Here is a 23,872-nt window from a genome sequence, read left to right as displayed (position 1 = left end):
CGGGCTGGGGCGCGTGAAGGGGGATCGATGCGTGCAGGCATCGCGCTGAAAATAAACCTCATCGTCCTCGCGGTGGTGTTTTCCCTCGGCACCATCCTGGCGGGCTATTTCCTGCAAGAGCAGTACACCTCCCTCCAGGAAGAGCTCAGGCGCCGGATCGAGCTCTTCGGCGGCTACCTCGCCAAGACCCTGGAAGGTCACCAGCACGGGGACGGGGGGATGGATCAGCACCTGAAGGCCGCGGTGCTCGACCCGGAAATCTGCTACATCATAGTCAAGTCGGCCGAGGGAGAGATCCGTGCCGCCCGCTGGATAAACAGCAACGCGCACAACATCTTCGAGGTTGCCTTCCCCCTTCACGCCGTCGGCGGCTCTCCCGGCGGCCCCGCCTTCGGAGAGGTCAACGGCAACGCCGGCCACCAGGTCGACGGGTCGCTGACCATCGGGGTCGACGCCTCACACGTCACCAAGTCGATGCAGCGGCTCTTTTGGCGCACCGGCATCGCCGTCAACGTGGCGGCGCTGGTGGCCATGGTGATCGGCTTCTTTTACGTCCACTTCTTTCTCCGCAACTCGATCACCCCCTTTCTCTACGGGATCCGCGAGATAGGGGAGGGGAGCCTCACCTACCGCTTCAGCGGCGACCGCAAGGACGAGCTCGGGGAGATCGGCCGGGCCTTTAACGATATGGCCGACCGGTTGCGGCAGACCCTTTTCACCAAGGAGCAACTGGAGACCACCGTTGCCGAGCGGACCGCCGCCCTCGAGAGTGCGCTCGCCGAGCAGGTGCGGAGCAAGAACGAGGTGGTGGCGAAGGAGGCCCGCATCAAGCTCCTGCTCGATTCCACCGCCGAAGCGATCTATGGCCTCGACGTAGAGGGAAATTGCATCTTCTGCAATGCCGCCTGCGTCGCCATGCTGGGGTACGGCAGCGAACAACAGCTTTTGGGCAAGAACATGCACAGCCTGCTGCATCACACCAGGCCCGACGGTACCCCCTACCAGATGGAGCGTTGCGGGATCTTCGACGCCTTCCGGAAGGGGGAGCGCTATCACTGTGACCGCGAATTCTTCTGGCGGATCGACGGCACCCCGATTCCCGCCGAGTACTGGGCGTATCCGGTCCGGGAAGGGGAGCGGATCACCGGGGCGGTGGTGACCTTCCTCGACATCTCCGAAAGGATCCGCCTGACCGAGCAGCTGGTACAGGCGCAGAAGCTTGAGTCGATCGGCCGGCTGACCGGCGGGGTGGCCCACGACTTCAACAACCTGCTGACGCCGATCATGGGGTATACCGAGATCCTGAGGAAGGATCTGGCCGGTAACGACCAGGCCGTTGCCATGCTCTCCAACGTCCTGAAGGCTGCGGGGAAGGCCCGGGAGCTCGTGAAGCAGCTGTTGAGCTTCAGCCGCAAGCAGGTGCTGGAGATGAAGGTCATGGACCTGAGCGAGGTGATCGGCGGGCTCAAGGGAATCCTGCGCCACACCATCCGCGAGAGCGTCGAGCTCCGTTTCAACCTGGCGCCTCAGCGCTACGGTGTGCGTGCCGACCGCAACCAGATCGAGCAGGTCATCATGAACCTCGCCGTCAACGCCCAGGATGCCATCGCCGGCCACGGCACGATCATCATCGAGACCGGCCCGGTGCTGCTGGACAACGAGTACGCCGGCCTGCATACCGAGGTGGTCCCCGGCCGCTACCTCATGGTGGCGGTCAGCGACGACGGCTGCGGGATGGACCAGGAGACCCGCCAGCGCATCTTCGAACCGTTCTTCACCACCAAGGGGGTGGGGAAGGGGACCGGCTTGGGGCTCGCCACCGTGTACGGCATCGTGCGCCAGCATGGCGGGAACATCTGGGTCTACAGCGAGCCCGGCAAAGGAACCACCTTCAAGTGCTACTTCCCCATCGTCGACGCAGAGCCGGTTGCCGAGGAGGCGGCGGCCGAAGCGGAGGTCTCCTTGGAGGGCGGGCTGCGGACCATCCTTCTCGTGGAGGACGACGAGATGGTGAGGGCCATGGTGCAGGAGTTCCTGGCCGGGCAGGGGTTCCAGGTGCTGGATGCCGGCACGGCGGAAGAAGCGCTCAACATAAGCAAAGGGCGCCAGCTGGACCTGCTGATCACCGACGTGGTGATGCCGGACCTGAACGGGCCCGAGCTCTACACGCGGCTTTTGGAGGGGCATGCCGGACTCCGTGCCCTGTACATGTCCGGCTATACCCACAACGTCATCGTCCACCAGGGGGTGCTGGAAGAGGGGATCCATTACATCCAGAAACCGTTCGACGCAGCCTCGTTTACCAGGAAGGTCCAGAGCGTGCTCCAGTCGTAGCGCCGGAAGCCGCCATTCCCGCCACAACAGCATCATCCCCGTCAGAAACAGCATCGCGCCCGCCAGAAAGAGCATCAATCCCCGCCAGCAAGAGCATCATGCCCCGCCAGCGATAGCGCCTGGTGCGGCTCCCTCGTCAAATTGCCCGTTCCTCGCGCCGGTCCCCCTGACGGCGGGGACGGAATCAGGCTTTCTCCTTCATGTTTTCCTCCTTTTGCCGATAAGGTTGGGACCTTCCTGAGCGTGCCGGTTTCCCGGGAAAGGACTCTCTTCCGGTGGAGGAACCATGATTGGGGCGAATATGAATCTGGGACAGAAGCTGAAGTTAACCTTTGCTACCGCCTTTGCGATGCTGTTGCTGGTCGGCGCCACCAGCTACTGGGCGGTTCATTCCCTTTCCGGCGCCACTTCCAGGACCCTGGGGCTGGAGGCCAAGATCGCCCAGAACGCCGAGCGTCTGCGTGCCGATGTTCTCGGGCTGCGCCGTTTCGAAAAGGACTCCTTCATCAACATCGCCGCCAAGGCCAAGGTGAACGAATACCGCGGGAAGTGGCGGGAGCAGCTGGAGCACGCCCAGTCGAGGGTTGCGGACCTCGAGAGGATCGTGCAGACCCCGCAGGACAAAGAGGTGGTCCGGACCATGAAATCCGCCTTGGCCGTCTACGTGACCGGCTTCGGCAAGGTATCCGACCAGATCGACCTCAACAAGATCACCACTACTCAGCAGGCGAATACGGCCATCGACGAGTACAAGGACGATATCCACAAGCTGGAGAACGCCGCCAAGGATTTTGCCACCGACGGCGCCAAGCGGATGAGCAGCGAGGAGCAGTCCCTCAGGAGTGCCGCCGACCGCTCCACGGCCGAGACGATCGCGTTCATGCTGGCCGCCATGGTCGTCTACCTGGCGGCCTTTTTCATGTTGAAGCGGAGCATTGCCGGCCCCATCTCCGATCTCTGCCGGGCAGTGGAGAACGTCGCCGCCGGGAGCCACCAGATCTCCACCGGCTCGCAGGAGCTCAGCCAGGGGGCGACCGAACAGGCCGCCGCCGCGGAAGAGGCCTCCGCCGCCATGGAGGAGATGAGCTCGACCATCCGTCAGAATGCCGATAACGCCTGCCAGACCGAGAAGATCGCCACCCTCAGTTCGGAAAACGCCAAGTCGGGAGGGGTGGCGGTGGCCAACACGGTGCAGGCGATGCGGGAGATTTCCGACAAGATCTCCATCGTCGAAGAGATCGCCCGGCAGACCAACCTCTTGGCGCTGAACGCGGCCATCGAGGCGGCCCGGGCCGGGGAGCACGGCAAGGGATTCGCGGTGGTGGCCTCGGAGGTGCGAAAGCTCGCGGAAAGAAGCCAGAAGGCGGCCTCGGAGATCGGCAAGCTCTCCAAGGACAGCGTCGCGATCGCGGAAGAGGCGGGAAGCATGCTGACCGTTCTGGTTCCCGATATCCAGCGGACTGCACAACTGGTGCAGGAGATCAGCGCGGCCTGCCGGGAGCAGGACCAGGGGGCCGAGCAGATCAATGCGGCAATCTTGCAGCTTGAGCAGGTGATCCAGCAGAACGCCTCGGCTTCCGAGGAGATGGCCTCGACCTCGGAGGAGTTGGCCTCTCAGGCGGAACAGTTGAGGGATGTGGTAGCCTTCTTCGGCGAGACGAGGAGAGAGCCGGTTTCCTATGGGTCCCGGCCGATGAGGATGCCCGAATCCCGGACGGCGAGACCGGGGAGAGCTGATGGTGCCTACTCCCGGCTCACCCGAAGCGGCGCCCCCAATCGGGGAATGTCCTCCGGGTCGGCGGCTGGGGTCGAATTCAGGCTGGACGACGATGTCGACCAGCAGTACGAGCGGATGTAAGAAGAGAGGTTCTTGGCGAACGGCAAAGGCCCTTGCCCCGGAAGGGGGCAAGGGCCTTTTTCTGTGTGGGCCGATGGAGTGCCGCTACCGCCGCCCGTTTCTTTCGTAGGAGGGCGGAGACGGCGGCTACACCCGGAAGCGCTGGACGATTTCCTGGAGCTCGTTGGAAAGATTCGAGAGGCCGGCGGAGGAGTGGGACATCTCTTCGGCGCCTTCGGCGCTGGTCCTCACGATGTTGGAGATGTCGTGGATGTTCTGGGTGATCTCCCGGGTGGTCGCGGTCTGCTCCTCGGCGGCGGTGGCGATCTGGTTGATCTGGGCCGTCACGTCGTAGATCTGCTGAAGGATCATTTCGAGTGCTTCGCCGGACTTGGCGGCCCCCACGGAACCCTTCTCGACTTCCTCGACCCCTTCTTCCATCGCCCGTACCGCGAGCTTGGTCTCGCTCTGGATCCCCTTGATCATCTGGTCGATCTCGCGGGTCGCCTTGGTGGTCCGCTCGGCCAGGGCGCGCACCTCGTCGGCGACCACAGCGAAGCCTCTCCCCTGCTCGCCGGCCCGGGCCGCCTCGATGGCGGCGTTGAGGGCGAGGAGGTTCGTCTGGTCGGCTATGTCCTCGATGGTGCAGATGATGTCCCCGATCTGCTGGGACCGGCTTCCCAACTGCTCGACCGCCCCGGCTGAGTGACGCACCTTTTCGGCGATGCGCCCCATCCCCTCCACCGTTTCCCGGACGATTCCGGCGCCGTCGCGGGCTACCGAGGAGGCCCGGTTGGAGCTCTCCGCCGCCTGGTGGCAGTTGAGGGCGATGTCGGAGCTGGTGGCGGACATCTCTTCGCTGGCCGTCGCCACGGTGGCGGCCCGGCTGACCACGTCGTTGGCCCCGTCGGTCATCTCCCGGGAGGTATCGTTGAGCTTGGTCGCCGAATGGTAGACCTCCTGGCTGCTCTGGTTGACCTTCTCCATAACCTGCCGCAGGCTTCCCACCATCTGCCGCATCGCCTCGTAGATGCCGGAGTGCCCGGCCTCGATGGATACCGTCAGGTCGCCTTGGGCCACGGTCTGGGCGATCGACTCCATCTCGGCCGGTTCCGCCCCGACGCTCTTGAGGAGCCACCGGGTCACCACGTGGGTCAAAAGGCTCACGAAGATGAGGACGGCGAGGGTGACGCCGACGATCAGGTAGACGCCGCTTTTGATCCGGTTGCTGCTGACGATGGCCGCGGCGTTCACCACCTGGTCGATGTCGTCGATGTAGTTGCCGGTGCCGATCACCCAGTCGAACGGCTCGAAGTACAGGGAGTAACTACGCTTGGGGAGCGGCTTGGTCTCTCCCGGCTTCGGGAACCAGTAGTCGGTGTACCCCCCTCCCGGCTGCTTGCCGGCCTTGATGATCTCCCGCATCATGTACTTGCCGTTGACGTCCTGCTGGTCCCAGCGGCTCTTTCCCTCGATGGCGGCCTTTCCCATCATGGCGACGTTCACCCCTTGCGAGGTGTCGACCCAGACGTAGCTCCCGTTGCCGTAACGCATGTTGCGGATGATGTCGGCACCCAGGGTCTTGGCCTGGTCCAGCGTCATTTCTCCGTTTTTCTGCCGGTCGTAGATCCTTTGCAGGGTGCTGACCGCAAGCTCGACCTCGCTCTTCGCCCGCAGGTCGAAGCTGTCCTGCAGCGACTTCCGGTACGTTTCGACATAGGCCGTATGGCTGGTGATGAACTCGCGAAGAGCGATGAAGCCGGTAGGGGCTCCCAGCACGAAACAACTGGAGAGGACCAACAGCACCAATTTCGATCTGAAGCTGAGTGTTGTGAGTGACATCTTCATGGCGGTCTCCACCTTCACTGTGTTCGTTGTTGCTGCTTTCTCACACGTGCGGGAGGTACAGGAGCAGGTGTGCCTCGTTCGCGAGGAATAAACAGGGCTTCTTGTCTCTTATGTATCGGCAAATAGTGCCAATACTTTACTAAGAGTACCGGCCTGGAGAATTAGGCCCATTTAATTCAGTGATAAACGTTGCAAAAGGCGCGGGTAAGTGCTATAAGGCAGCAAGTTTTAAAAAGACCTTTTTGGTCTTGTTTGCCCCGCCTGACCCCTTCCCCTCCCTGGTCGGCGAACCGTCTGGAGAAAATCAATGTCGCAAAATGCCGCCTCTTCCCTAGAGACCCCGCCGGGGCTTCGCCTCTCCCTGCGGACTTTCATCCTGACCGCATCCCTCCTGGTATCCTTCGTGAGCTTCGCCGTGGTCCTCGGCCTCACCGGTCTGGTCTGCCTGGACGCCCTCCAGCAGAATGCCGGGAGGCTCGCCTACCAGGAAGCGCAGCAGTTCTACCGCGCCATACCGTTTCTGATGGGGAAGGGGTTTTCGCGCGACGAGCTTTTGAGCCTCTATAACGAGCCAAGCGGCAAGGAAACGGTGGGGAAAAAATCGGTGCAGCTGTATCGCACCGAGGTGGTCGAGCAGCTCTACGGCAAGGTCGATCTTCCCGCCGACTCCGACGTGGCCTACGTCCTTCGCTCCGGGGTCCCCCTCGAGAGAAAGGAGGGGCAGGAGGTGAAGAGCGTCTACCCGCTGGTGGCGGGGGAAAGCTGCCTCGGCTGCCACGCCAACGCCCGGGTGGGAAGCATCCTCGGCGCGCTCAGGGTGCGGCAGGACCTCGAGCCGATCACCCGCGACGCCCGCAAGAAGCTCCTCCCGCTCTTCTTTTTCCTCTCGCCCATCCCGATCCTGATGGCGATCTTCATCTCCCGCGCCGTCAACGCCCGGGTCGCCCGCTCGCTCAACGAGCTCGGGGACAAGGTCTCCCAGGTCAACAGCATCCGCGACCTCACCCGCCTCGAATTCAACGTCGCCCCCGGCTTTACCGAGCTCGACCGGGTGTTCACCGAGGTCTCCGAGCTGGTCGGCAAGATCCGGGCGGTCTCGGTGGACAAGGAGATCATGGAGCTGGAAATCCAGATGCTGGAGAAGTTCATCATCACCTCGGAGGTCATCCGGGACTGGAAGGAGCACGTAGGCTCCCTGCTTTTGGAGATCAACCAGGTGGTCGAGGCCTACATGCTCTTCTGCATCTTCCAGGTAGGGGAGGAGCTCTACGACATCGAGATCTTCTGGCGCAGCAACCCAAGCGAGGAGACGAGGCAGCAGGTGGAGGAGGCGGTCCTTAGAAAGGTACGGACGGAGAACGCCCGGCTGGCCATGAGCCCCACCCTGCACGTCACCCACAACGTCGCCGCCGCCAAGGCTTCCACCATCTCGTTGAACGAAACCGAGATGGATCTGCAGACCAAGTCGCTGATCCTCGACTCCCCGCAGATCGGCGGGGTGGTGGGGATCGGGGTACAGTCGGAGTCCGCCTGGAACACCACCCGTTCGCTGGTCATCGACAGCATCCTGACAACGCTTTTGAACGTGATCGGCTCCATCAAGGCGATCCACAAGTACACGAAGGACCTGGAGTACTACGCCACCCGCGATCCCCTCACCAACCTCTTCAACCAGCGGGTCTTCTGGGAGCTCATCACCTACGAGATCGGGCGCGCCGACCGCCACGCCTACCGCTTCGCCCTGCTGGTGATCGACCTGGACAACTTCAAGAACATCAACGACAGCTGGGGGCACGCCACCGGCGACCGTTACCTCGCGACCTTCGCCACGCAGGTGCAGGAGACCCTCCGCAAGGGGGACATCTTCGCCCGCTACGGCGGCGACGAGTTCGTCATCATCCTGCCGGAGGCGGGGGAGGAGCAGGCGGTCATGGTGGCCGGCAGGATCCGGGAGATCACCGAGGAGCTCTTCGTCACCACCCCGGACGATTCCAAGGCCAAGGCGACCGCCTCCATCGGCCTCGCGGTCTTCCCGCTCCACGCCACCAACGAACGGGACCTCTTCCTGTTCGCCGACAACATGACCTACAAGGCCAAGGGGGACGGCAAGAACCGGGTGAGCGTGCCGACCGAGGAGGACGTGGTCGAGGTGTTCCGCCTGGTGGGAGAAAAGGCCCGGCTCGTGCGCGAGGCGGTCGACGAGCGGAAGGTCATTCCCTACTTCCAGCCCATCGCCCCCTTCAGCGAGGGGCTGCCGGAGTGCTGCGAGGTGCTCTGCCGGATCGAGATGGACGGCGAGATCATCCCGGCGAGCGAATTCATCGAGGCGGCGGAAAGTCTCGGCATCGTCGGGAGGATGGACGCCATCCTGATCGACAAGGCCTTCGCCAAGGCCACCGAGGAAGGGTACCAGGGGAACCTCTTCGTGAACCTCTCGCCCAAGTCGATGATCCTCCAGGAGTTCCTCCCCAACATCACCGGGCTGGCCGACCGCTACGGAATCGCCCGCAGCCGGGTGGTGTTCGAGCTGACCGAGCGGGAGACGGTGCGGAACCTGACCCTGCTCGAGAAGTTCGTCCGGGACCTGAAGAGCCAGGGATTCAAGTTCGCCATCGACGACTTCGGCTCCGGCTTCTCCTCGTTCCAGTACATCCGCCAGTTCCCCATCGACTACGTGAAGATCGAGGGGGTCTTCGTCAGGAACATGCTCAACGACTACAAGGACATGGCGTTCGTGAAGACGCTTGCCATCCTGGCCAAGGAGTTCAACATCAGCACCATCGCCGAGTACATCGAGACCGAGGAGATCCTCGCCGCCGTCAAGAGCGTGGGGATCGACTACGCCCAAGGCTTCTACGTCGGGGTTCCGTCGCCGTCGCTGCAGATGGGCGAGGGGGTGGCCGCGGCAGCTTCGGAAAAGGGACAGTTGCAGTCGGGCGGCGCGGTGTGTTAAAGAATTGACCTGCCGGTGACGATCTGTCATCAGGCGGGCGATCCGTTTCCTCTCCGGCCACGAGGGGAGGCGGCGTCAGTTTCCGTGGCAGCAAAGGTCTAAGGACCTATTCCGAAACTTCAATAGGAGGAAAGAGTACATGAAGAAATTTGTCTGCACCGTTTGCGGTTATGTTCACGAGGGGGACGTGCCGCCGGCCGAATGCCCGCTTTGCAAGGCGAAAGCCGATAAGTTCGTTGAGCAGGGCGCCGGGACCCTTTCCTGGGCCGACGAGCACAAGATCGGCGTGGCGAAGGGGATCGACGCCGAGATCGTCGAAGGGCTCAAGAGGAACTTCCTGGGCGAATGCACCGAGGTCGGGATGTACCTCGCCATGAGCCGCCAGGCCGACCGCGAAGGGTTCCCCGAAGTGGCCGAAGCCTACAAGCGGATCGCCTTCGAGGAGGCCGAGCACGCCGCCAAGTTCGCCGAGCTTCTGGGCGAGGTGGTGACCGCCGACACGAAGACCAACCTCAAGATGAGGGTGGAAGCCGAGAACGGCGCCTGCCAGGGTAAGAAGGATCTTGCCACCAAGGCGAAGCAGTTGAACTACGACGCCGTTCACGATACCGTCCACGAGATGTGCAAGGACGAGGCCCGTCACGGCCAGGTGTTCGCCGGGCTGCTGAAGAGGTACTTCTAAATCCCCTCCTCACCCTGTCCCTCCCCTTGAAGGGGAGGGACGATGTTCAGGCCCCGCGGCTACCCGCGGGGCCTTTTTTTTCACCTCAGGCCAGGAGGCAGTCTTCCCCCCTCCCCTTGAGGGAGGGGGCGAGGGGGTGGGGGAGGTATCCACGGAGTGCCGAAGCCTGCCTCCCTCCCTTGAGGAAACGGGCGAGGGGGGGGGGAGGCTTTTTCGTTACACGAGGTAGGTCAGGGCCCGCTCCGACTCTACCAGCACCCGCCAGAGCTCGGGAGAGTTTCCGAGCTGCATCTTCACGACGAAGGCGGCAATGCTGACGTTGGCGCGGGCCCGGAATAGCTCGACCCGCCGCCAGAAGTCGTCGGCCAAAAGGTCCCCGGCCGCCTCCCGCTGGCAGCAGCCTTGCCCGTTCACGTGCTATTCCAATTGGAACATGAATGGATGCGCGATGTTAAGGGGGATCTTGGCGGGAAGCTGCGGCCTGGCTAGCGCGAGAGCGGGGGGGACACCTTCATGAGTACCTCCCTGAGGGCGCTCAGCCGGTACGGCTTCTGGATGAAACCGGCCACTCCTCGGCCGGCGAAGATGGCCAGGGTTTCCTGCTCGTTGAAGCCGCTCGAAACGATCACCCGGGCCTCGGGATCGATCTGCCGCAGTTGCTGGAAACACCCCTTGCCGTCCAGGTGGGGCATGGTCAGATCGAGGATGACCACGGCGATCTCGGGGTGGTTGCGGTAGATCTCGACCGCCTCCCTGCCGTCGCTGGCGGTAACGGGGGTGAAGCCGAGCTCTTTCAGCATGTCGCTGCCGATCTTGCGGACCGCTTCCTCGTCGTCCACGAGGAGCGCTACTCCCGATCCCTGCCAGCCGTCGTCCCGGCCGCCCGGGATGGCCGCCGCGGGGGCGTTTTGAGAGGCGGGAAGGAGAATCTTGAAGGTGGTCCCCATTCCCCGTTCGCTGTAGACCTTGATGCACCCCCGGTGCCCCCGCACGATCCCGAGCACGGCGGAGAGGCCGAGTCCCCGCCCGGTGAACTTGGTGGAAAAGAACGGGTCGAAGATCCGGGAGACGGTCTCCCGGTCCATGCCGCAGCCGGTATCGGAGACCTCAATGAAGGCGTAGCAGCCGGCAGGGAGGTCCCCTTCTCCCGAGGCGTCCTTGAGGTAGGCGGCCTCGCACTGCAGGTGACCGGTGGTGACCGTGATGGTGCCGCTTCGCTCGCCGATCGCCTCGGAGGCGTTGATCGCCAGGTTCATGACGATCTGGCGGATCTGGGTGGCGTCGGCCACCACGATGGGGGAAGAGTCGGCAAGATTCAGGCGGAGGACCGCCTTCTTGGAGATGGCCACCTCCAGCATGTGGAGCATCTCGGTCAGGATCCGGTTGAGGTCGAGGGGCTCGACGTAGAATTTTCCCCGGCCGGAATAGGCGAGCATCTGCTTCGCCAGGTCGGCGGCCCGGGTGGCGGCTTCGCCGATCTGGTGGAGGTGCTCCAGGCAGGGCGCACCCGGGGGGATCTTGAGCAAGGCCAGCTCGGCATTCCCCAGGATGGCCATCAGGATGTTATTGAAGTCGTGGGCGATCCCCCCCGCCAGGATACCGAGCGACTCGAGCTTTTGGGCATGGAGGAGCTGCCTCTCCAGGGCGATCCGCTCCTCCTCGCCGGTCTTGCGGTCGGTGATGTCGCGGTTGGCCCCCCTACGCCCGAGCCAGGCCCCGTTGGCGCCGTACACCCGGCGGCAGACGTGGGAGATCCAGCGGACGGCACCGGAGCGGTCGATGATGCGGAACTCGCACTCCCCCACCTCGGCGGCCGACATCTCCGCCTCGTTGAAATGCTCGTGGCTCAGCTGCTCCCGGTCCTCGGGATGGATGATCCTCTCCAGAAGGGAAGGTTCGGCGAGGAAGTCGGCGGCGGGGTAGCCGGTGATCCGTTCGCAGGCGGGGGAGCAGTAGACGAAGCTTTTGTCCGGTCCGATCCAGTACTCCCAGTCGTAGGTGAAATCGGCCACCGTGCGGTATTTTTCCTCGCTCGCCCGTAGCGCTTCTTCGGCCTTCCTGCGCTCGGTGATGTCCTCGGAGATGCCGAGGAGGTAGACCGGCTCTCCCGCCTCGTCGAGGATCGGCACCTTCTTGGTGTGCAGGATCACCGTCTTGCCGCCGCCGGCCAGGATCGGCTCCTCCGGGATGTCCAGGACATCCTTTTTCTCGAGCACCTCGTGGTCTTTGCGGGTGAAGAATTCCGCCTGGCAGGCGGGAAAGAGATCGGCGTCGTTTTTTCCCAGCATCTCCTCCCGCGAGACCCCGAGCAGCGCCTCGCCCGCGTGGTTGAAGCGGACGTAGCGGAGCTCTTTGGCGTCTTTCAAAAAGATCATGTCGGGGAGGTTCTCGACGATCATGTTGAGCGTGTTGCTGGTGGTGCGCAGCCGCTCTTCGATCCGCTTCCGTTCCGCGATTTCGACCTGGAGCTGGTCGCGCTCCTCGGAGAGCTGGTGCTGGATGAGGTGCTGCTTATCGAGCTGGCGGTTGAGGGCGGTGAAGCGGTCCACCACCCCCTCGGTGAGGGTACAGCGAAGGAAGATGAGCGGGGTGGAGGTGAGCGAGGTGTCGACCCGGAAGCCGGCCACGCGGTACCTGATCTCCTTGCCGTCGTTTCCCTGGCAGGTGAGGACGCCGGGGAGCTGGTTACGGCTCCCGGCACAACTCAGGAGGTAGCGGCGGACGTTCTCCGGCGGATTGGCGACCAGGGCGGGGAGCTCCTCTCCGGTCACCGCGCCCGGCGCGGCGCCGAGAATCCGGAGGCCGGCCTGGTTGACGGCCACCACCTCCCCCTGAGAGGTGACCAGGAAACAGGCCTGGTCCCACGGGTCGCAGAGCTCGGCAAAGAGCTCGGCGAGGCCGGAAGCGGGGTGGTCATCTCCCATAGTATTCCCTGCCCGCGGCCGCCAGGGCGGCGGGAGACCTCTGCAGGTAGACGGCGACCCTGCACCCATTTTTCCCCTCGGCGATGGTCTCTTCGAGCGCCACCTTGGCGTATCCCAGGTTGTTGGCGGCGATCACGCCGAAGACGTTGGAGGTCATCATGCACATGGAGGGGCGGCCGACGACCTTGTCGGCGAAGGGACAGCTGGCGCTTTTCAGGAGGATCCGGTCGTCGTCCTGTTCGACCACCGAGAAATCCCCCTGGATCCTCCGTTTCAGGTCCACGAGCACCTGGGCGACCTGGGGGCGGGAGAGGGAGGGGACGTTCAGTTTCGCCCGGTACAGCGAGTCGATCCATTCTCCTATCCGCTGTCCTACCAGGCTGATGTAACCGGCGGCTTCCTCATAGCCGACGATCTCCTCCAGAGTTCCCGCCAGTTCCCTGATCAGGGTCCTCAGGAAGAGGTCTCTTTCGAGGGGGATATCAAGCCCTTCTATTGTTTTTGCCAGTTGTGCAGGATCAGCTGTGCCTGAAGTGGACCGGACCTCTGACATGACTATCTCCCTTATGACTGCAAATTGAAGGTGTTTTGTAAGTATAGTGCAATGTTCGAAAGATGCGAGTTGAGTGAAAGCGGGAAAAGGAGTGGCCGGAACGAGAGGGCGTTTGAGGTGGGGGGGACGGAGTGAAGAGAGGGGCGGAGCGAAGAGAGGGGGGGAGCGAAGAGAGGGGGGGAGCGAAGAGGGGCGGGGAGCGAAGAGGGGCGGAGTGAGGGGGGGACCCTCACCCGCCCTTCGAGGCCCTCCCGGCTGAAGGGGGGAGGGCTTTTCATCACAGTGAAGAGGCTCTACGGTTAGGGGCATTTGTTGCTCTCGAAGAACTTGCTAGCGGCGTCGGCCATCTCCTCGGGGGTAAGATTCTTCACGTGGGTGGCCAGCATCCAGTTGTAACCGAACGGGTCTTTGAAGGATCCGGCGCGGTCGCCCCAGAACATGTCCTGCACTGCCATCTCCTGCTCGCCCCCGGCGGCCAGGGCGCGGGCAAAGCTCGCATCGACGTCGTCGACGTAGAGATAGAAGTTAACCGGGGATACCCCGAGGCTCTCCGCGCTTTTGACCTGCTGCTGCGGAAACTCGTCGTTCATCATCACAATGCTGTTGCCTATCATCACTTCGGCGTGCATCACGCCCTGGCCGTTGGGGCCGGGCATGCAGTAGCACTCCTTGGCGCCGAACGCTTCCTTGTAGAAGTTGATGGCCTTCCTGGTGTCCTTGAACACCAGGGTCGGCGTGAGGGAGGTAAATCCTTCCGGAATCGTTCCTTTCATGGTGTTTTTCTCCTTGGGTCTCAAGCTTACCTTCTTCGGCTACTATACCACCAACCGCGCGGTGAACGCTCGCCGCGGCACGAGCACTGTTGTTGAGTTGATTCTGCCTCAGCTCGGCGTTCCCCCTCCCCTAGAGGGAGGGGGTTAGGGGGTGGGGGAAGGCGCCACATTTTCAGTAGCCTGCGGCTTCACCCACCCCCCCGGCCCCCTCCCATCAAGGGAGGGGGAGAACTTAACTTAACTGTAGGGGGAGTTTAGCGCTGGCGGCACAACGGTGGGGCAAAAATCTAAAAGCAAAATCCCCCCTGTCCCCCCTTCGCAAAGGGGGGGACCCAATGCCAACGGTGGCTATTAACTAAGGGCGGGTGGGAGGATTGATGCAGTCAAGGACAAAGAAATCGGAATTTAGTCTGAGAGGTTGCATTATGTCATTAGCATGAAATAATATGTCTGTCTCAGGGAAAGCTAGTAGAACTTTTATGACAGGCATAGCCTTTCCCCGATAGAGAATGGAGATCTCGCTCACTCAGTAGGTTGCGTTGAACGGACTCACCGTGAAACGCAACAATTAGGGATAACGGCGGTGGAACTGAAACCGTCGCGTTTCGTTCCTCAACACGACCTACGTCTCTGGTGGATGGTGCCTTATGAAGACCCTCCTTGTTGTCGTTTCGGTTACCATGCTGCTGGCCGCCGCCCCCTGCGCGTTCGCGGCCGAGGCCGTCCATGCCGGCATCGTCAAGGCTCTCGCTGGTGAGGTGACCCTGGTGAGGGACGGCCGCACCTTCCCAGCCACCCTCAACGCCAAGGTCTTCCAGGGTGACCTCGTCCGCACCGGCAAAAACGGCAAGGTGGGCCTCATCCTCGAGGACGACACCGTCATCTCCCTCGGCCCCGACAGTCACCTCGTGCTGGAAAGTTTCCTGTTTCAGCCCAACGAGAAGAAACTTTCCCTCGTCGCCCGCATCCTGCACGGCACCGTATCCTACCTTTCCGGCCAGATTGCCAAGCTGGCCCCCAACCTCGTCCACCTGAAGACTCCCAACGCGACGGTCGGGGTACGGGGAACCCACGTTCTGATCCAGGTCGACTAACGTTCCTTTGGGGGGCTTGCCATGACCGGCCTTTTGCGTCTCATCCTCGCAGTTGCCGTTATCGCCGTGGTCTGCGGCTGTGCCGGCCCCCGCACGCTGGTGGCGCTGGCCCCCGACCCGGACGGGCATGTGGGGGCCATCACGGTGGAAAACGAGGGGGAAAAGGTCGCCATCGACCAGCCGTACCGCGCCACGGTGGTGAAGGGGGAAAAGGGGGCTCCGGCACCTCCGGAGGACATCGGCAAGGGAGCCGTCGAGGCGGCCTTCGGCGAGGCGCTCTCCATCGAGCCCAAGCCCCCGGTCCATTTCCTGCTCTACTTCGACCGCGACACCGAGCTGACCGCCGCCTCCCGTGCCCTCATCCCCGCCATCCTGGCCGCCATCGCTACCCGCGCCTCGCAAGAGGTCTGGGCCATCGGCCATACCGACACGGTGGGGAGCGCCGATTACAACACCGCCCTCTCCCGCCGCCGCGCCGAGACGGTGCGGGAACTGCTGGTGAAAAACGGGGTGCCGGAGAGCTACCTGCGCACCACCTCCCACGGCAAGGAAAACCCCCTCGTCCCTACCGGCGACAATGTCTATGAACCGCGCAACCGCCGCGTCGAGGTCGTGGTCCATTAGGGGGAGCCGCCATGCCGGAGCCGCTGCTCCATAAACGCCGCCCGACCCGGCGCACCCTCTGGACCGCAGTGGCCATCACCCTGGCCATCACCGCCTCCCATCTCGCCGAACCGTCCCCGCTCGCCCCGCTCCATACCTGGTGCATGGACGCCGTCCTTTCCCTCGCCTATCGCCAACCTGCCCCCCGCTCGGTGGTTATCGCCGACGTCGACGAACGAAGCCTCGCCCGCTATGGCCGCTGGCCCTGGCCACGGGAAACCCTGGCCCGCGTCCTCGATACCCTGAAAAAGGAGGGCGCGGCCTGCATCGGCCTCGACATGGTGCTGGCGGAACCGGAGCGCGGAACCTCCCCAGGCGAGCTGCCGGAGAGGGGGGCTGCCGCCGGGCCCGCCCGGGGACGGGTGGCTGTCGCTGAAGCCTCGGGTGGCGGGGAGGGAGACCGGAGATTGGCGGAAGCCTTGGCCGGTGGGGGCTTGGTGACTGGCTACGAGTTCCTCTTCGACCCCGCGGTGACCGTCTCCCACGCGGAAGAACTGCATCCCCCCGGGATCGTGGAGGTCGAGCGGGGAGGGCACGGGAGCCTCCCTGCCTTCTTCGCCGCCACCTCCGTGGTGGCCAACCAGGGGCTCTTCTCCCGCGCGGTCAGGCGCTCCGGTTTTCTCAATGCCACCCCCGACCCCGACGGTGTCATGAGGCGGATGCCGATGATGATCCGCTACCGGGACCGCCTGTATCCCTCCTTGTCGCTGGCGCTCTTGATGAGCTATCAGCGGGTGGGCCAGCTGTCGCTGTATGGGGGATGGCTCCGTGAGGGGAGGGTGGTGGCCGGAAGCCGCGCCATCCCGGTCGATTCCCGCGGCAACCTCATCATGCCCTTCTCCCGGCCGGGGGCGATCCCGCGCATCTCGGCGGCGGATCTTTTGGAGGGGAAGGTGCCCCGGGAACGGGTGGAGGGGAAGCTGGTCGTGGTGGGAGCTTCGGCGGCCGGTCTCGCACCGCTCTACCAGACGCCGGCCGGGTCGCTGGTGACCCACGCCGAGCTCCATGCCGAGGCGTTGGAGAGCCTCCTCTCCGGCCGCTGGGCCATCCGCAACGGCATGCTGGTCCTCGTGGAAGCGCTGGCGGGGATCCTGGTGGCGGCGGCCTGCACGCTTGCGGTGGTACGGGCGGGGATCCTGGCGAGCCTTGCCGCGTCGGTTTCCCTGGTGACGGCGAGCTGGTACGGGGCGGTGCTCCTCTTCGACGCCAAGGGGTACCTCTTCTCCCCGCTCCTCCCGAGCCTCGTGGCGGTCGCCGTCTACGCCGTGCTGACCGTCCTCAAGGCGTGGGACTCCCAGGCCGAGGCCCAGGATGCGGTGCAGGACGCCCTGGTGCTTCTCAAGTCGAGCGAAAAGAACCTGAGCTCCATCATCAAGACCGTCCCCGACATCATCTTCCGGCTGGACAAATCCGGGCGGATCACCTTCATCAGCCCCGCCATCGCCCGCTACACCGACGCCGGCGACTCGCTGATCGGCGTCGCCATCTTCGACCTGGTGGTCCCGGAGGATCTCCCCAAGGCACGCTACCGTTTGAACGAGAAGCGGACGGGAACTCGGGCCACCCGGGGACTGGAGGTCCGGCTCCGGATTCCCCGGCGGCAGCCGGGCGAGGCGCCGGTGATCGGCGAGTTCGACATATCGGCGGAGGGGCTCTACCGGGGGGAGGTGCCGGCCGCGGGGGAGTTCATCGGCACCCAGGGGATCATGCACGATATCTCGGCCCAGAAGAAGCTCGAGGAGGAGCTCGTGCAGGCGCAGAAGATGGAGGCCATCGGGCACCTGGCGGCCGGGGTCGCGCACGACCTCAACAACATCCTGATGGGGCTCGTCACCTACCCGGACCTGTTGCTCTTGGATCTCCCCCCGGAGAGCCCCTTGCGGGAGAAGATCGCCCTCTTGCAGAAGTCGGGGCACAAGGCGGCGGCCATCGTGCAGGACCTCCTGACCCTGGGGCGGCGCGGGGTGAAGAACAGCGAGCCCGTCTCCCTCAACGCCATCGTCTCCGACTACCTCGCCTCCATCGAGTTCCAGGCGGGGTGGAACGGTTACCGCCGGATCACCCTCGAAAAGGAGCTGGGCGACGAGCTTTTATCCATCAGGGGGTCGAAGGTGCACCTCGCCAAGGTGCTCATGAACCTGTTGAACAATGCGGCGGAGGCGATGCCGGGGGGCGGGGTGGTGCGGGTGGAGACCTTCAACCGCTATCTCGACGGCCCCTGGTACGGTTACGAGAACATTCCCCCCGGCGAGTACGTCTGCCTCGCGGTGGCCGACCAGGGGGTGGGGATCTCGGCGGGCGACCTGCACCGGGTCTTCGAGCCGTTCTTCAGCTCCAAGACTATGGGACGCAGCGGTTCGGGGCTGGGGATGACGGTGATCTGGGCGACGGTCAAGGACCACGGCGGCTTCGTCGATCTCACCAGCCGTGAGGGAGAGGGGACCAGGATGGAGCTCTATTTTCCGGCCACCCGGGAGGCGGTCGGGGAGGGGAGCGAACGGGTGGTGCTGGAAAGCTACCTGGGGAGCGAAAAGGTGCTGGTGGTCGACGACGCCCCCGACCAGCTGGCGATCACCTCGCAGATGCTCGCCAAGCTCGGCTACGCGGTTACCGCCCTTCCCAGCGGCGAGGCGGCGGTCGAGTACCTCAAGCGCGAGACCGCGGACCTGGTGGTGCTCGACATGGTCATGCCGGGGGGGATGGACGGCCTCGACAGCTACCGCAAGATCGTCGAGCTCCGCCCCGGCCAGCGCGCCATCGTCACCAGCGGCTACTGCCGCTCCGAACGGATCGAGACCCTGCACACGCTGGGGGTGGAGGTCTTTCTCCCCAAGCCGTACACGCTGCAAGCCATCGGCGTCGCCGTCCGCCGCGAGCTCGACCGGGCCGCCGCCGTCACCCGTCCCCCTCTGGGGCAGGAGGGTTAGACGTTACCCGCGTCGGCCGGCGGCACGTAGGCCCATGGGTTGGCCCGTTCCAGCACCTTTACCGGGACAGCCGGCTCGCTGCGCTGAAGGACCCCCTCGGTCCCGACCGGCAGCGAGGAGATCCCGGAGCTCAGGTCCTCGACGGCCATCGGACGGGCCAGGAAGTATCCCTGCACCTCGTCGCAGCCAAGCTCCGCCAGGTACTCCAACTGCTCTGCGGTCTCCACCCCCTCGGCCAGCACCTTGAGGTTCATGATGCGCCCCATGTTGACCACCGCCTTGACGATGGCGGCATCCCCCTCGCTGTCGGGGAGGTCGGCCACGAAGGAACGGTCGATCTTGATGCGGTCGACCTCGAAGTGCTTCAGGTAGTTGAGCGACGAGTAGCCGGTGCCGAAGTCGTCGATGGTGAGCTGGATCCCCATCCGCTTGAGCTGGTTGAGCTTTTCGCGGGTGCGGGAGACGTGCTCCATGATGACGCTCTCGGTGAACTCGAGCTCCAGCGAGGCCGGATCCACGCCGGTCGCGCAGATGATCCCCGCCAGCCTCTCCACGAACTCCGGCTGCTTGAACTGCTTGCCGGAGATGTTGACTGCCACCCGGAAGTCGCGGGCCACCGTCTCGGCCCATTTCCTCGCCTGCGAGCAGGCCTCCCGGAGCACCCAGTCCCCGATGCTGAAGATGAGGTCGGAGTTTTCGATGAGCGGGACGAAATCGGCCGGGTACATGAGCCCGAACTCGGCGCTCTGCCAGCGCAACAGCGCCTCGGCCCCCACGATGACCCCGCTTTTCAGATCCCACTGCGGCTGATAGTGGAGGAAGAATTCCTCCCGCTCGAGCCCGCGGCGAAGACTCGTTTCCATCGCCACCCGGTGAACGATCTTCCGGTTCATGTCGGCCGAGCAGAGACGGAAGTGGGCGCGCCCCTCCTTCTTGGCGTGGTACATCGCGGTGTCGGCGGAGCAGAAGAGGCTGGAGGCGTCGTGGCTGTCGTCGGGGTAGAAGGCGATGCCGATGGAGGCGCTCGTATAGACGGTGCGGCCGTCGATCTGGAAGGGGGCCGCCAGGCTGTCGAGCATCCGCTGGGCGGCGGCGGCCACCCCGGTCTGGCTGACGACGACGGTGAGGAGCACCACGAACTCGTCGCCTCCCAGCCGGGCCAGCACGTCGGACTCGCGGGTGCAGTTCTCCAGCCGGTGGGCCACCTCGCACAGCAGCTTGTCTCCCATGACGTGCCCGAGGGTGTCGTTGATGTCCTTGAACTTGTCGAGGTCGAGGAACATGAGGCCGACCCGCTCGCCGCTTCTGGCTGCCACCGCCAGCGCCTGGTGCAGCCTTTCCAGGAACAAGGCTCGGTTGGGAAGGCCGGTGAGGCTGTCGAAGTAGGCGAGACGGTTGATCTTCTCCTCGGCGAGCTTCTGCTCGGAGATGTCCTCGCAGGTGGTGACCATCCCGAGGTAGCGGTCGTACCGGTCCCGGATGGGGATGGAGGTGAGCAGGACGGGGAAGCGTTCGCCGCTTCGGCGGACGTTGATGCTCTCCCGCCGCCAGACCCGTCCCTCGCCGACGGTGGGGGCCGGGGGGGCGTGCCCGGCGCCGGGGTCGGCGAAATCGCGCGCCAGGCGGCCGACCAGGTCGCGGACCTGGAACCCGTGCATGTGGGCCTCGGCGGGGTTGAGGTAGACGATACGGCCGGCGGCGTCGGCGAAGGTGATGCCGATCTGCAGGCTGTCCACCGCCTCCTTGAGCATCTGGTTGCGATCCTCCACCCCCCGGATCTCGGTCACGTCCTGGAGGGTCCCCACCAGGCGCAGCGGCAGGGAGAGGTCTTCCTGTTCGTGGCGCGCGTAGATCCAGACCAGCCGCCGCGAGCCTTCGGGGCGGACGATATGGCACTCGAAGTCGCATCCGGAGCTCGCGGTGAGGGCGAACTCCAGGTTCTCCCGCACCGTCTCGCGTTCCTCCGGGGCCACCGCCTCGAGGAGGGTCTCGAACGAGGCCGGGGTGCCGGAGGCGAGCCCGAGGATGCGGGACATCTCTGGGGACTGCCAGAACTCTCCCGTCTCGGGGAGCCATTCCCAGTCTCCCAAGTGGGCGATCTGCTGGGTGCGGGCCAGGCGATCCTCACTCTCCTGCAGCTTCTGCAAGAGCCTGCTTCCCCTCAACAGGCAGAGGCAGCGGTAGACGAGGAGCTCGGGGGCGATGGACTTGGAGACGAAATCGGTGGCCCCTGCTTCGAAGGCGCGGTTGATGAGGTCGGAGTCGTTGTTGCCGGTGACCATCAGGACGGGGATGTGCCGTGCGTGGGAGCGGGCGCGGATCTCGCGGCAGGTTTCGAAGCCGTCGGGACCCGGCATGATCAGGTCGAGCAGCACCAGGTCGGGCTGCCACTGGGCGAACGCCGTCAGGGCCTCGGCGGCGCAGGTGGCGGTCGCGGTCTCCATGCCGGCCTCTCTGAGGGTGTCGGAGAACCTGGCACGCATAAAACTGTCATCGTCTACAATCAAAACCCGCTGGCTGGTGCTGGCGATCGCTTGCGGCATAGGGGCGCCCTCCCATTACATCACACTGTGCCATCTTCACATCGATACAGGGCACCTGCATTGTATTTGAGTAGGCATTATACCGTATGGCGTATACAAATTACTACAAAAAAATTAAAATTAACTGTCAAAGGCCGCGCTAACGGCTGGATAAAACGGCGTTACGGTTAAAATGGCAAGAATAAGTTCAAAGATAAATGCGAAATATTTAATAAAATAACTGACATTATACCGGCGGGGACTGACAGAAGTTGTCGCAATCGTTTCCGTTTTCTGAATCAAGGAACGTTGGTTCCCAATGGGACCCATTTGGGGTTCTACCTCTGTCGAAGCGGCTTTTTCGAGCAGGCAACATTTGACACTTCCGCGGGGCGGGCGGGATAATAGTAACGCATCTATGAGGTCATGGGACCTCGGATGATCCACCAGTCACCGGAAAAGGAGAAGATCATGGCCATCCTCAGGCAGATAGCCCAGCTTGGGCAGCCGGTCCTTCGGGAGAAGGCGGCGGTCATTCCCGAGCCGGGGGCTCCCGCCATCCAGGCGCTCATCGAGGACATGCTGGTCACGGTCGCCGATGCGAACGGGGTGGGGCTCGCCGCCCCGCAGGTGTTCGAGTCCGTTTCGCTGTTCATCGTCGCCATCCGCCCTTCGCCGCGCTACCCGCAGGCGTTGCGGATGGAGCCGGTCCCCATGCTCAATCCCGAGATCGTCTGGGCCTCGGAGGAGATGGAGCATGGGTGGGAAGGGTGCCTGAGCATCCCGGGCATCAGGGGGCTCGTGCCGCGTCACCGCAGGCTCCGGGTCCGGTACCTGACGCGGGAGGGGGCGGTTCTTGAGGAGAATTGCGAAGGATTTCCGGCCCGGGTCTTCCAGCACGAATTCGATCACTTAAACGGCATCGTCTTCGTGGACCGCATTCCCAGTCACGACCTGGTGACCGAGAAGGAGTACCTGAGGATCATCTCCTCCGCAGGGTAGGGGTGCGCGAGAGAGGAAGTAACTGGCCGGGCGGAAGAGGTGACTACTCCGGCAACGTTGGGCGAGGGAGGTACTTATGACAAACGTGGAATCGTTGACCATACTCATTACCGGCGCCACCGACGGGTTGGGCGAAGCGGTGGCCGGCGGCCTGGCCGCCCGGGGGGCCACCATCCTTCTGCACGGAAGGGATCCCTCCAAGGGGCAACGGGTGATGCAAAGGATTCGGGAAACTAGCGGCAACGCCAAGGTCAGCTACTTCAATGCCGACCTCTCCTCGCTGGCCGAGGTCCGTTCGCTGGCGGCGGCCGTGCAGGAGGGGACCGACCGGCTGGACGTGCTGATCAACAACGCCGGGCTGGGGGCGGGACCGGATCCCGCGTGGCGGGAGACCTCCCACGACGGAGTCGAGCTCAGGTTCGCGGTCAACTACCTGTCCCACTACCTCCTCACCCGCTCGCTTTTGCCGCTCGTGAGGCTGACCGCGGAGCGCACCGGTGAGGCGCGCATTCTGAACGTGTCGTCGGTCGCCCAGCAGCCGATCGATTTCGAGAACGTGATGCTCGAGAGGGAGTACGACGGGATGCGGGCCTACAGCCAGAGCAAGCTCGCCCTCATCATGTTCGCCTTCGACCTGGCCGAGGAACTGGCGGGGAGCGGCGTGACCGCCAACGCCATGCATCCGGCTTCGCTGATGGACACCAAGATGGTCCGGGAATGGTTTGGGGCTCCCCGCACCACCGTCCAGGAGGGGGCGCGCTACCTCGAGCGGCTGGCCGTCGATCCCGAGGTGAAGGGGATGAGCGGGAAATACTTCGAGCAGGGCCGCCCCACCCGGGCCAACGACCAGGCCTACGACGCCACCGCCCGCCGCAGACTCAGGGAGCTGAGCGAGCGGCTGGTGGCGCGGGCGAGATAGGCCACGGAGAGAGGCGGAGAAAGTGGTAGCCACGGAGGCACGGAGAGAATCTGAGAAAGGCAGTAGCCACGGAGACACGGAGAAAAATCTGAGAAAACATAATCGGGATACACCTAAACAGACTTCTCAGATTTATCTCCGTGTCTCCGTGGCACAGGTTAGGCTTCCGGTAGTTTCTCCGTGGCTATCGTGTGGCGGTGGCCATGAGGAGGGCGAAGACGACGAAGAGGGTGCCGCCGGTGCGGTTAATCACCATTGCACCCTTGGCCGAGGTCAGGAAAGGGCGGGTCCGCTGGGCGCCCACGGCGTAGAGGCCATGGATCAGCACGATCAGCAGGCTGTAGGTCAGGGCCATCAGCGCGTACTGAGGAAAGGGGCTTTGGCCGCGGTCGATGAACTGCGGCAATACCGATAGGAAAAAGAAGATCGCCTTGGGGTTGCCGAACTGCAGGGTCATCCCCTCCAGGAACTTCCGCCGGTGCCCCTTGGGCCGGACCGGGATCTCGTCGAAGCGGACCAGCGGCGCCCGCCAAAGCCGCACCCCCAGCCAAGCGAGGTACCCTGCCCCGGCGAATTTGAGGAGCGTGAAGGCGGCCGGGGAGCTCGCGAAGAGCACCCCCACGGTGGTGGCCGAGAAGGCCGCGATGACCAGTGCTCCGGCCGCGATCCCGAAGATCCCGCCGAAGGCCGCTCTCACTCCTAATTGCAGCGCATTGGTCAGCGTCATCACCACGCCGGGGCCCGGACTCAGTACGGTGACGGCGGCAATGACGAGATAGACCGGGTACAGTTTCATTCTCCCTCCAGTGACTTCCCTCTCACTTCCTTCCTGATGCAGATA

At 64.0% G+C, this 23,872-nt stretch carries 16 protein-coding genes; 9 read left to right on the top strand and 7 right to left on the bottom strand.

Translation table 11 applies throughout. The annotated features are described in order from the left end of the window. Positions 1 to 27: 27 nt before the first annotated feature. On the top strand, positions 28 to 2,334 hold the full coding sequence (locus L4X63_RS13425) for a hybrid sensor histidine kinase/response regulator (protein WP_250679153.1): 2,307 nt from the start codon (positions 28 to 30) through the stop codon (positions 2,332 to 2,334). A 286-nt stretch (positions 2,335 to 2,620) separates the two neighbouring features. After that, complete coding sequence (locus L4X63_RS13420) at positions 2,621 to 4,192, top strand: methyl-accepting chemotaxis protein (protein WP_250679152.1); 1,572 nt, start codon at positions 2,621 to 2,623, stop codon at positions 4,190 to 4,192. 126 nt (positions 4,193 to 4,318) lie between these two features. Here L4X63_RS13420 and L4X63_RS13415 read toward each other — a convergent pair whose 3' ends face one another. Continuing rightward, positions 4,319 to 6,019 carry a methyl-accepting chemotaxis protein gene (locus tag L4X63_RS13415; protein ID WP_250679151.1) on the bottom strand — a complete coding sequence of 567 codons (1,701 nt, stop codon included), beginning with the start codon at positions 6,017 to 6,019 and terminating at the stop codon, positions 4,319 to 4,321. Positions 6,020 to 6,326: 307 nt separating this feature from the next. Between L4X63_RS13415 and L4X63_RS13410 the strand changes: the two genes are divergently transcribed. Beyond that, positions 6,327 to 8,972: a putative bifunctional diguanylate cyclase/phosphodiesterase gene (locus L4X63_RS13410; protein WP_250679150.1), complete on the top strand. Its 2,646-nt coding sequence runs from the start codon at positions 6,327 to 6,329 to the stop codon at positions 8,970 to 8,972. Between the two features lie 139 nt (positions 8,973 to 9,111). Next, the gene (locus L4X63_RS13405) at positions 9,112 to 9,654 is read left to right on the top strand and encodes an NADH peroxidase (RefSeq protein ID WP_250679149.1); all 543 of its coding nucleotides are present in this window, start codon (positions 9,112 to 9,114) and stop codon (positions 9,652 to 9,654) included. Between the two features lie 216 nt (positions 9,655 to 9,870). Here L4X63_RS13405 and L4X63_RS13400 read toward each other — a convergent pair whose 3' ends face one another. From L4X63_RS13400 to L4X63_RS13385, 4 genes are all read right to left on the bottom strand, one after another. Then, positions 9,871 to 10,068 (bottom strand): hypothetical protein, encoded by a 198-nt coding sequence (locus L4X63_RS13400; RefSeq protein ID WP_250679148.1) that lies wholly within the window; start codon positions 10,066 to 10,068, stop codon positions 9,871 to 9,873. A 71-nt stretch (positions 10,069 to 10,139) separates the two neighbouring features. Continuing rightward, entirely contained in the window at positions 10,140 to 12,578 is a 2,439-nt protein-coding gene (locus L4X63_RS13395; protein WP_250679147.1) for a PAS domain-containing hybrid sensor histidine kinase/response regulator, read from the bottom strand. Next, positions 12,568 to 13,131: a methanogen output domain 1-containing protein gene (locus L4X63_RS13390; RefSeq protein WP_250679146.1), complete on the bottom strand. Its 564-nt coding sequence runs from the start codon at positions 13,129 to 13,131 to the stop codon at positions 12,568 to 12,570. Before L4X63_RS13390 ends, L4X63_RS13395 begins: the two co-directional genes overlap by 11 nt. Positions 13,132 to 13,430: 299 nt before the next feature. Continuing rightward, positions 13,431 to 13,904, bottom strand: a complete 474-nt coding sequence (locus L4X63_RS13385; protein WP_250679145.1) for a VOC family protein — start codon at positions 13,902 to 13,904, stop codon at positions 13,431 to 13,433. A 647-nt stretch (positions 13,905 to 14,551) separates the two neighbouring features. Between L4X63_RS13385 and L4X63_RS13380 the strand changes: the two genes are divergently transcribed. Genes L4X63_RS13380 through L4X63_RS13370 form a run of 3 tightly spaced genes read left to right on the top strand, consistent with a single transcriptional unit; the run spans position 14,552 to position 18,588 of the window. Then, positions 14,552 to 14,998, top strand: coding sequence for a FecR family protein (locus L4X63_RS13380; protein WP_250679144.1), 447 nt, complete (start codon positions 14,552 to 14,554; stop codon positions 14,996 to 14,998). A gap of 21 nt (positions 14,999 to 15,019) precedes the next feature. Next, positions 15,020 to 15,622: an OmpA family protein gene (locus tag L4X63_RS13375; RefSeq protein WP_250679143.1), complete on the top strand. Its 603-nt coding sequence runs from the start codon at positions 15,020 to 15,022 to the stop codon at positions 15,620 to 15,622. Positions 15,623 to 15,633: 11 nt separating this feature from the next. After that, positions 15,634 to 18,588 carry a CHASE2 domain-containing protein gene (locus tag L4X63_RS13370; RefSeq protein WP_250679142.1) on the top strand — a complete coding sequence of 985 codons (2,955 nt, stop codon included), beginning with the start codon at positions 15,634 to 15,636 and terminating at the stop codon, positions 18,586 to 18,588. On the opposite strand, the gene L4X63_RS13365 is transcribed toward L4X63_RS13370, so the two are convergent. Next, a complete protein-coding gene (locus tag L4X63_RS13365) occupies positions 18,585 to 21,131 on the bottom strand; it encodes a two-component system response regulator (RefSeq protein ID WP_250679141.1) in 2,547 nt (848 codons plus the stop codon). The two genes, L4X63_RS13370 and L4X63_RS13365, sit on opposite strands and share 4 nt — an antisense overlap. 417 nt (positions 21,132 to 21,548) lie before the next feature. Here L4X63_RS13365 and def point away from each other — a divergent pair, with 417 nt between their 5' ends. Further along, positions 21,549 to 22,112: a peptide deformylase gene (gene def, locus L4X63_RS13360; protein ID WP_250679140.1), complete on the top strand. Its 564-nt coding sequence runs from the start codon at positions 21,549 to 21,551 to the stop codon at positions 22,110 to 22,112. Between the two features lie 76 nt (positions 22,113 to 22,188). Continuing rightward, complete coding sequence (locus L4X63_RS13355; protein WP_250679139.1) at positions 22,189 to 23,031, top strand: SDR family oxidoreductase; 843 nt, start codon at positions 22,189 to 22,191, stop codon at positions 23,029 to 23,031. A gap of 184 nt (positions 23,032 to 23,215) precedes the next feature. Here L4X63_RS13355 and L4X63_RS13350 read toward each other — a convergent pair whose 3' ends face one another. Next, positions 23,216 to 23,827, bottom strand: a complete 612-nt coding sequence (locus tag L4X63_RS13350; RefSeq protein WP_250679138.1) for a LysE family translocator — start codon at positions 23,825 to 23,827, stop codon at positions 23,216 to 23,218. Positions 23,828 to 23,872: the final 45 nt, after the last annotated feature.

The organism is Geomonas sp. Red32, assembly GCF_023652955.1.
Lineage (GTDB): Bacteria > Desulfobacterota > Desulfuromonadia > Geobacterales > Geobacteraceae > Geomonas.
This window is presented reverse-complemented; position numbering and strand designations above follow the sequence as displayed.